The following is a 6743-nucleotide window of genomic DNA, read 5'->3' as shown; positions in this document are numbered from 1 at the left end:
GGCCGGGGGTGGTCAGGTTACGTTGGCGGGGCCTAGGACGGATTTGAGGTCGGCCATCAGGGCGGTGGTGGCGGCTACGCGGACGGGGCCGAGGCGCAGGGTGGTGGTGCGGCTGCCGTTGAGGAGTTTGACGTGCACCTCGGCGTCGCCGGGGTGCAGCACCAGGGTCTCCTTGAGGCGTTCCACCAGGGGTGGGGTGCAGCGGGTGACCGGGATGGTGAGGGTGACCGGTTTGTTTGTCGCGCTGGCGGAGACGTCGGGCATGGACATGTCCATGGCCATGATGCGGGGGATGTCGTCGCGCCGGTCCACCCGCCCCTTGACCACCACGATGGCGTCCTCGGCGATGTACTGCCCGATCACCTCGTAGGTGTTGGGGAAGAAGAGGGTCTCCACCCCACCGGCGAGGTCTTCCAGGGTGGCCGAGGCCCAGGCCCGGCCCTGCTTGGTGACCCGCCGCTGCACGCCGGAGAGGATGCCGGCGAGGGTGACCACCGCGCCGTCGGGCACGGTGCCCTCCTCGGAGAGCGCGGCGATTGTGGTGTCGGCCGCCGGGCCGAGGATGTGTTCCAGACCGAACAGCGGGTGGTCGGAGACGTAGAGGCCGAGCATCTCGCGTTCGAAGGCGAGCTTGTCGCGCTTGTCCCACTCGCCGTCGGTGATGACCGGCATGACGGTGGTGGTGGTCGCCGCCTCGGTGTCGCCGAAGCCCGCGCCGAACAGGTCGTACTGGCCGACCGCCTCCTTGCGCTTGACGTCGGCGTACGCGTCGATGGCGTCGGCGTGCACCGCGAGCAGGGCCTTGCGCGGGTGCCGCATCACGTCGAAGGCACCCGCCTTGATCAGCGATTCGATCGTCTTCTTGTTGCAGACCACCGCGTCCACCTTGGACAGGAAGTCGTAGAAGTCGGCGTACTCGCCCTTCTCCTCACGGCAGCGCATGATCGCGGCCACCACGTTCGCGCCGACGTTGCGGATCGCGCCGAGACCGAAGCGGATCTCCCTGCCGACCGGCGTGAACGGCCCGGCGGAGGTGTTCACGTCCGGCGGCAGCACCTGGATGCCCATCCGGCGGCACTCCGACAGGTAGAGCGCCATCTTGTCCTTGTCGTCACCGACGGAGGTCAGCAGCGCCGCCATGTACTCGGCCGGGTAGTGCGCCTTCAGGTACGCAGTCCAATACGACACCAGCCCGTACGCGGCGGAGTGCGCCTTGTTGAAGGCGTACCCGGCGAACGGGACCAGCACGTCCCAGACCTTCTGGATGGCCTCGTCGGAGTAGCCGTGTTCGCGGCAGCCGTCCCGGAACGGGATGAACTCCTTGTCGAGGATCTCCTTCTTCTTCTTGCCCATCGCCCGGCGCAGCAGGTCGGCCTGGCCGAGCGTGTAGCCGGCGAGGATCTGCGCGGCGCGCTGCACCTGCTCCTGATAGACGATCAGGCCGTAGGTGGGGGCGAGGATCTCCTTGAGCGGCTCCTCCAGCTCCGGGTGGATCGGGGTGATCTCCTGGAGGCCGTTCTTGCGCAGCGCGTAGTTGGTGTGCGAGTCCACGCCCATCGGGCCGGGACGGTACAGCGCCAGCACGGCGGAGATGTCCTCGAAGTTGTCCGGTTTCATCATCCGCAGCAGCGACCGCATCGGCCCGCCGTCGAGCTGGAACACGCCCAGGGTGTCGCCCCGGGCCAGCAGCTCGTACGCACCCTTGTCGTCCAGCGGCAGCGCCAGCAGGTCCAGCTCCTTGCCGTGGTTGAGCTGGATGTTCTTGACCGCGTCGTCGATGATCGTCAGGTTGCGCAGGCCGAGGAAGTCCATCTTCAACAGCCCGAGCGACTCGCACGTCGGGTAGTCGAACTGGGTGATGATGACCCCGTCGGAGTCCCGGCGCATCAGCGGGATGTGCTCGATGATCGGCTCGGCGGACATGATCACACCGGCGGCGTGCACGCCGGTCTGCCGGATCAGCCCCTCGATGCCCCGGGCGGTGTCGATGACCTTCTTGACGTCGGCTTCCTGCTCGTACATGCCGCGGATCTCGCCGGCCTCGGCGTAGCGGGGGTGCTTCGGGTCGAAGATGCCCTCGAGCGGGATGTCCTTGCCCATCACGGCCGGCGGCATGGCCTTGGTGATCCGGTCACCGACCGCGTACGGGTAGCCGAGCACCCGCGCCGAGTCCTTGATCGCGGCCTTCGCCTTGATGGTGCCGAAGGTGGCGATCTGGGCGACCTTGTCCTCGCCCCACTTGTCGGTGACGTACTTGATCACCTCACCGCGCCGACGCTCGTCGAAGTCGATGTCGACATCGGGCATGGAGACGCGCTCGGGGTTGAGGAACCGCTCGAAGATCAGCCCGTGCGGGATCGGGTCCAGGTCGGTGATGCCCAACGCGTACGCGACAAGGGAGCCGGCCGCCGAGCCACGGCCCGGACCGACGGCGATGCCCTGGTTCTTGGCCCACTGGATGAAGTCGGCGACCACGAGGAAGTACGACGGGAAGCCCATCTGGATGATGACGCCCAGCTCGTACTCGGCCTGCACCACGTGTCCCTCGGGGATCCCGTTCGGGAAGCGGCGGGCCAGCCCCTTGAAGGTCTCCTTACGGAACCAGGACTCCTCGGTCTCGCCCTCAGGCACCGGGAAGCGCGGCATCAGGTTGTGGAACTCGAACATCCCGGTCGGGTCGACCCGCTCCGCCACCAGCAGCGTGTTGCGGCAGCCCTCCAGCCAGACGTCGGAGCCGTCCACGCCGCGCATCTCGTCGGCGGACTTGATGTAGTAGCCGCTGCCGCCGAACTTGAACCGGTTCGGGTCGGCGACGTTGCTGCCGGTCTGCACGCAGAGCAGCACGTCGTGCGCCTCGGACTGGGCCTCGTGCGTGTAGTGCGAGTCGTTGGTGACCACCGGCGGGATGCCCAGCTTGCGGCCGATCTCGACCAGCCCGTCCCGGACCCTCTTCTCGATGTCCAGGCCGTGGTCCATCAGCTCCAGGAAGTAGTTCTCCTTGCCGAACATGTCCTGGTATTTCGCGGCGGCTTCGAGGGCCTGCGCGTCCTGGCCCAGCCGCAGCCGGGTCTGCACCTCGCCGGAGGGACAGCCGGTGGTGGCCATCAGGCCGTCGGCGTGCTCGGCGAGCAGCTCGGCGTCCATCCGGGGCCACTTGACGAAGTAACCCTCGGTGTACGCCTTGGTGGTGAGCGTGAAGAGGTTGTGCAGGCCGGTCTTGTTACGCGCCCAGATCGTCTTGTGGGTGTAACCACCGCTACCGGAGACGTCGTCGCTCTTCTGCTCCGGCCGCCCCCAGCGCACCCGAGACTTGTGGAAGCGCGACTCCGGCGCCACGTACGCCTCGATGCCCAGAATCGGGGTGACGCCGGCGGCCATGGCCTGCTTGTAGAAGTCGTTCGCGCCGTGCATGTTGCCGTGGTCGGTCATCGCCACGGCCGGCATCCCCTGCCGCTTGACCTCGGAGAACAGGTCCTTGAGCCGGGCCGCCCCGTCGAGCATCGAGTACTCCGTGTGCACGTGCAGATGCGCGAACGAATCGCCCATGCGAAGGCCCCCCGGGTCGGATGATCGAGTCGGTCGGACCACCCTATCCCGCCGCCCGAGCGGCCTCAGCGCGCCGCGCTGACATCGGCTGCGACACACCGAGCATCTCACCGACAGTGACCGGTCAGCGCCGTTGGCGTGGTCGGCGTAACCTGGCTGCACCGCACAACAGGCGTTACCTCAGGCAAGCACGGGACGGGCGCGATGACCCTCGCGGACGGGATCGACGACCTGGCCGGTGCCGCGGCACGGGGCGACCGTGAGGCCCTCCACGCGCTGCTCGCGGCGATCCGACCGGAGGTGCTGCGACTCTGCGGCCGGCTGCTGCCGCACCGGGAGGATGCCGAGGAAGCCTGCCAGGACGCGCTGCTGGCGGTGGCCCGGGGCATCCACCGGTTCGAGGGCCGTTCCTCGTTCCGCACCTGGCTGCATCGGCTGGCGGCCAACCGGGCCCGCTCGACGTACCGCGCGCTGCGCCGACGGTGGCTGGTGGAGGCGGGCGGGGTGCCGCTGCCCGACCCGCCGGACCCGCGCCGCACCAGCGTGGTCGCCGGGACCCGGCTGGACCTGCTGGAGGCGCTCGACGCGATCCGCCCCGAACTGGCCGAGGCGCTCACTCTGCGTGACGTTCTCGGTCTGAGTTACCGCGAGATCGCCGACTTGCTCGACCTGCCCGAGGGCACAGTGAAGTCCCGCATCCATGAGGCCCGCCGCCAGGTCCGGCACCGGCTGACCGACACCGGTGACTGAGCGCCCGCCCGCCGCCGACCCGCGCCGACATCAGCCCGCTCGGCAGCGCCGGGTCGCGGCGGCCCTGCTCGTCGTGCTCGTCGCCGGGACCGCCGGGTGCGGGGACGAACCGGTCGCGCCGCTGCCGGTACGGCCACCCGTACCGGCCACGCTCGCACCGCCCACCGGGTCGCCACCCGTACCGTCCCCGATCGGGTCGCCGTCCGCGCGGCCCTCCGTCGTACCCCCGTCCTCGCGGCCGGCCGACGCGGGCAGGCCACCGCCGGCACCACGCGTGCCGACCGGTGGCTCGTCGCCACGAACGCCGAGCGTGCCGCGCGGCACGCCCACGACGGCGTCCAGCACCTGCCTCGGTGCGGTTCGCTACGAGCTGGAGCTTGCCGGCGGCGGCCCACTGCCGTCGTCGCTCTGCTTTGCCACCGGCGGAGTGCTGCGGATCCGCAGCATCGGTCCGGGCGAGGTCACTGTGGACCGGGAGGAACTGGTGGACAGCCACTACGAGGCCGGCGTGGTAGACCTGCGGTTCGTCCGCACCGGCACAGTGGACGTCTTCATTCCCCGCCCCGACGGCACCCACGTGCTGACAGTGGTGGTGCGTTAGGCGTCACCGCACCCGGATCCCGTCGAGCATTGTGTCGACGAACTCGTCACCGACCTCGGGCGGGGGCACCACCTGCGCGTAGAGCAGGCCGGCGGAGGTCCGGGCGGCGGCCTCGACCAGGATCGGGCGGTCCTGGGCGCAGTCGAAGCGGGCGATCACCCAGTCGAAGTCACCCCGCCGCGCCCGCCGTACCGGCGCCGGTGCGCAGTCCGCGTGCGGCTGCTCGGCCACGAAGCCGTCCGGACCGGTACGGCGCGCCGCGGTGGCGGAGAGCCCGACGAAGGCCCCCGGCACCGTCGGGTCGGTGGCCCACCGGCGCGGCTCCGGCGAGATCACCATGGCGGGTTCAAGCCGACCGGCGGTGTCGTAGCGGCCGGCCCAGCCGGTGCCGGCCGACCGCCACCCGGCCGGCAGCACGACGTGGAGCGGACCGTTCGTGGCGGTACCAGCCACCGTCGCCGAGTCCCCCGCCACCGCTGCGGCAGCCAGCAGCAGCATCACCACCGCACCGACTCCGGACCACCACCGGGACCGGATGTGCCGCGCCCGCCCCTCGGCGGGTGCCGCTGCCCCAACCTGCTCCGCCGAAGCGACCGCGCGCGCCAGCGGGACCGCCTGCGCGGCGAGCAGGCCGACCTGCCGACTCGACGCGCCACCCTCCCGGGTCAGTGTGCCGGCCACGCGGGTCGGCGTGCTGGCCTGGCGGGTCGGTGCGCCGGCCTGCCGGGTCGGCGTGCCGGCCTCGCGGGTCGGTGTGCTGGCCTCGCGGGTCGGTGTGCTGGCCTCGCGGGTCGGTGTGCCGGCCTCGCGGGTCGGTGCGCTGGCCTCGCGGGTCGGTGCGCTGGCCTGCTGGGTCGGTGTGCTGGCCTCGCGGGTCGGTGTGCTGGCCTCGCGGGTCGGTGCGCTGGCCTGCTGGGTCGGTGTGCTGGCCTCGCGGGTCGGTGTGCTGGCCTCGCGGGTCGGTGCGCTGGCCTGGCGCAGGGCGGCGAGGAAGGCGGCGGCGTCCGGATGGCGATCGGCGGGATCAGTGGCGCAGGCCCGGCGCAGCATCTCCACCACCGCCGCCAGATCGTCCACCCCAGGGGTACGGCCGGTCCGATCGGCCGCCTCACGGGTGCTGGCGGTCGGATCGGCCATCTCACAGGTGCTGGCGGTCGGATCGGCCATCTCACGGGTGCTGGCGGTCCGATCGGCCGCCTCACGGGTGCTGCCGGTCCGATCGGCCGCCTCACGGGTGCTGGCGGTCGGCGTGGGGTCGAGCAGCCGCAGGCCGAGCCGACCGAGGGCGTACACGTCGGTGCGCTCGTCGACGATCGCGAACGGATCGTCCTGCTCGGGGGCCATGTAGCCGGGGGTGCCGGCGCGCATGGTGAGCCCCGAGGTGGCGGCGAGCGCCTTGGCCAGGCCGAGATCGGCGATGAGCACCCGTTCGCCGCCCGGACCGGAACGGAACAGGATGTTTCCGGGCGTGAGGTCACGGTGCACCACCCGGTGCCGGTGCAACACGGCCACCCCGGCGGCGATCTCGGCCAGCACGGCCAACGCGGTGGCCACCGGCAGCGGGCCGGCGGCCAGCCGGTCCCGGAGGCTGCCCCCGTCGGCCCAGTCCAGCACCGTGTACGGGCGGCCGTCCGGCAGCTCGCCGACCAGGCGTACCCGGATCAGCCGGTCGTCGTCGATCCGGCGCAGCAACCGGGCCTCGTCGAGGAACCTCTCCCGGACCCGTACGTCGTGGTGCCAGTTCTCGGCCAGCACCTTGATCGCGACATGGATCTCCAGCACCGGGTCGTACGCCAACCAGACCGTCGCGAACGACCCCACCCCGAGCAGCCGCTCCACCCGGTAC

At 71.1% G+C, this 6743-nt stretch carries 4 protein-coding genes; 2 read left to right on the top strand and 2 right to left on the bottom strand.

Annotation, left to right across the window (positions count from 1 at the left end; translation table 11 throughout):
* Positions 1 to 12 precede the first annotated feature (12 nt).
* A complete protein-coding gene (gene dnaE / locus C1I93_RS26905; RefSeq protein WP_111246077.1) occupies positions 13 to 3546 on the bottom strand; it encodes a DNA polymerase III subunit alpha in 3534 nt (1177 codons plus the stop codon).
* 204 nt (positions 3547 to 3750) lie between these two features.
* Here dnaE and C1I93_RS26900 point away from each other — a divergent pair, with 204 nt between their 5' ends.
* Together C1I93_RS26900 and C1I93_RS26895 are read left to right on the top strand one after the other, a co-directional pair.
* On the top strand, positions 3751 to 4296 hold the full coding sequence (locus C1I93_RS26900; protein ID WP_111246076.1) for an RNA polymerase sigma factor: 546 nt from the start codon (positions 3751 to 3753) through the stop codon (positions 4294 to 4296).
* On the top strand, positions 4289 to 4897 hold the full coding sequence (locus C1I93_RS26895; RefSeq protein ID WP_111246075.1) for a hypothetical protein: 609 nt from the start codon (positions 4289 to 4291) through the stop codon (positions 4895 to 4897). The genes C1I93_RS26900 and C1I93_RS26895 overlap by 8 nt, the downstream gene beginning before the upstream one ends.
* Before the next feature lie 3 nt (positions 4898 to 4900).
* Here the strand turns inward: C1I93_RS26895 and C1I93_RS32770 are convergent.
* The coding region (locus C1I93_RS32770; RefSeq protein WP_258378347.1) for a protein kinase domain-containing protein at positions 4901 to 6743 on the bottom strand (1843 nt) is incomplete at its 5' end.

It is taken from the genome of Micromonospora endophytica, from assembly GCF_003236305.1.
In the GTDB taxonomy this organism is placed as follows: domain Bacteria; phylum Actinomycetota; class Actinomycetes; order Mycobacteriales; family Micromonosporaceae; genus Micromonospora; species Micromonospora endophytica.
Note: the sequence above shows the minus strand (reverse complement) of the source record. Positions and strands in the feature narration are given on the sequence as shown.

What these genes read in the sequence shown, in the direction of transcription:
- dnaE (WP_111246077.1), bottom strand. Translation starts at nt 3,546, where the DNA reads ATGGGCGATTCGTTCGCGCATCTGCACGTGCACACGGAGTACTCGATG.
- C1I93_RS26900 (WP_111246076.1), top strand. Translation starts at nt 3,751, where the DNA reads ATGACCCTCGCGGACGGGATCGACGACCTGGCCGGTGCCGCGGCACGG.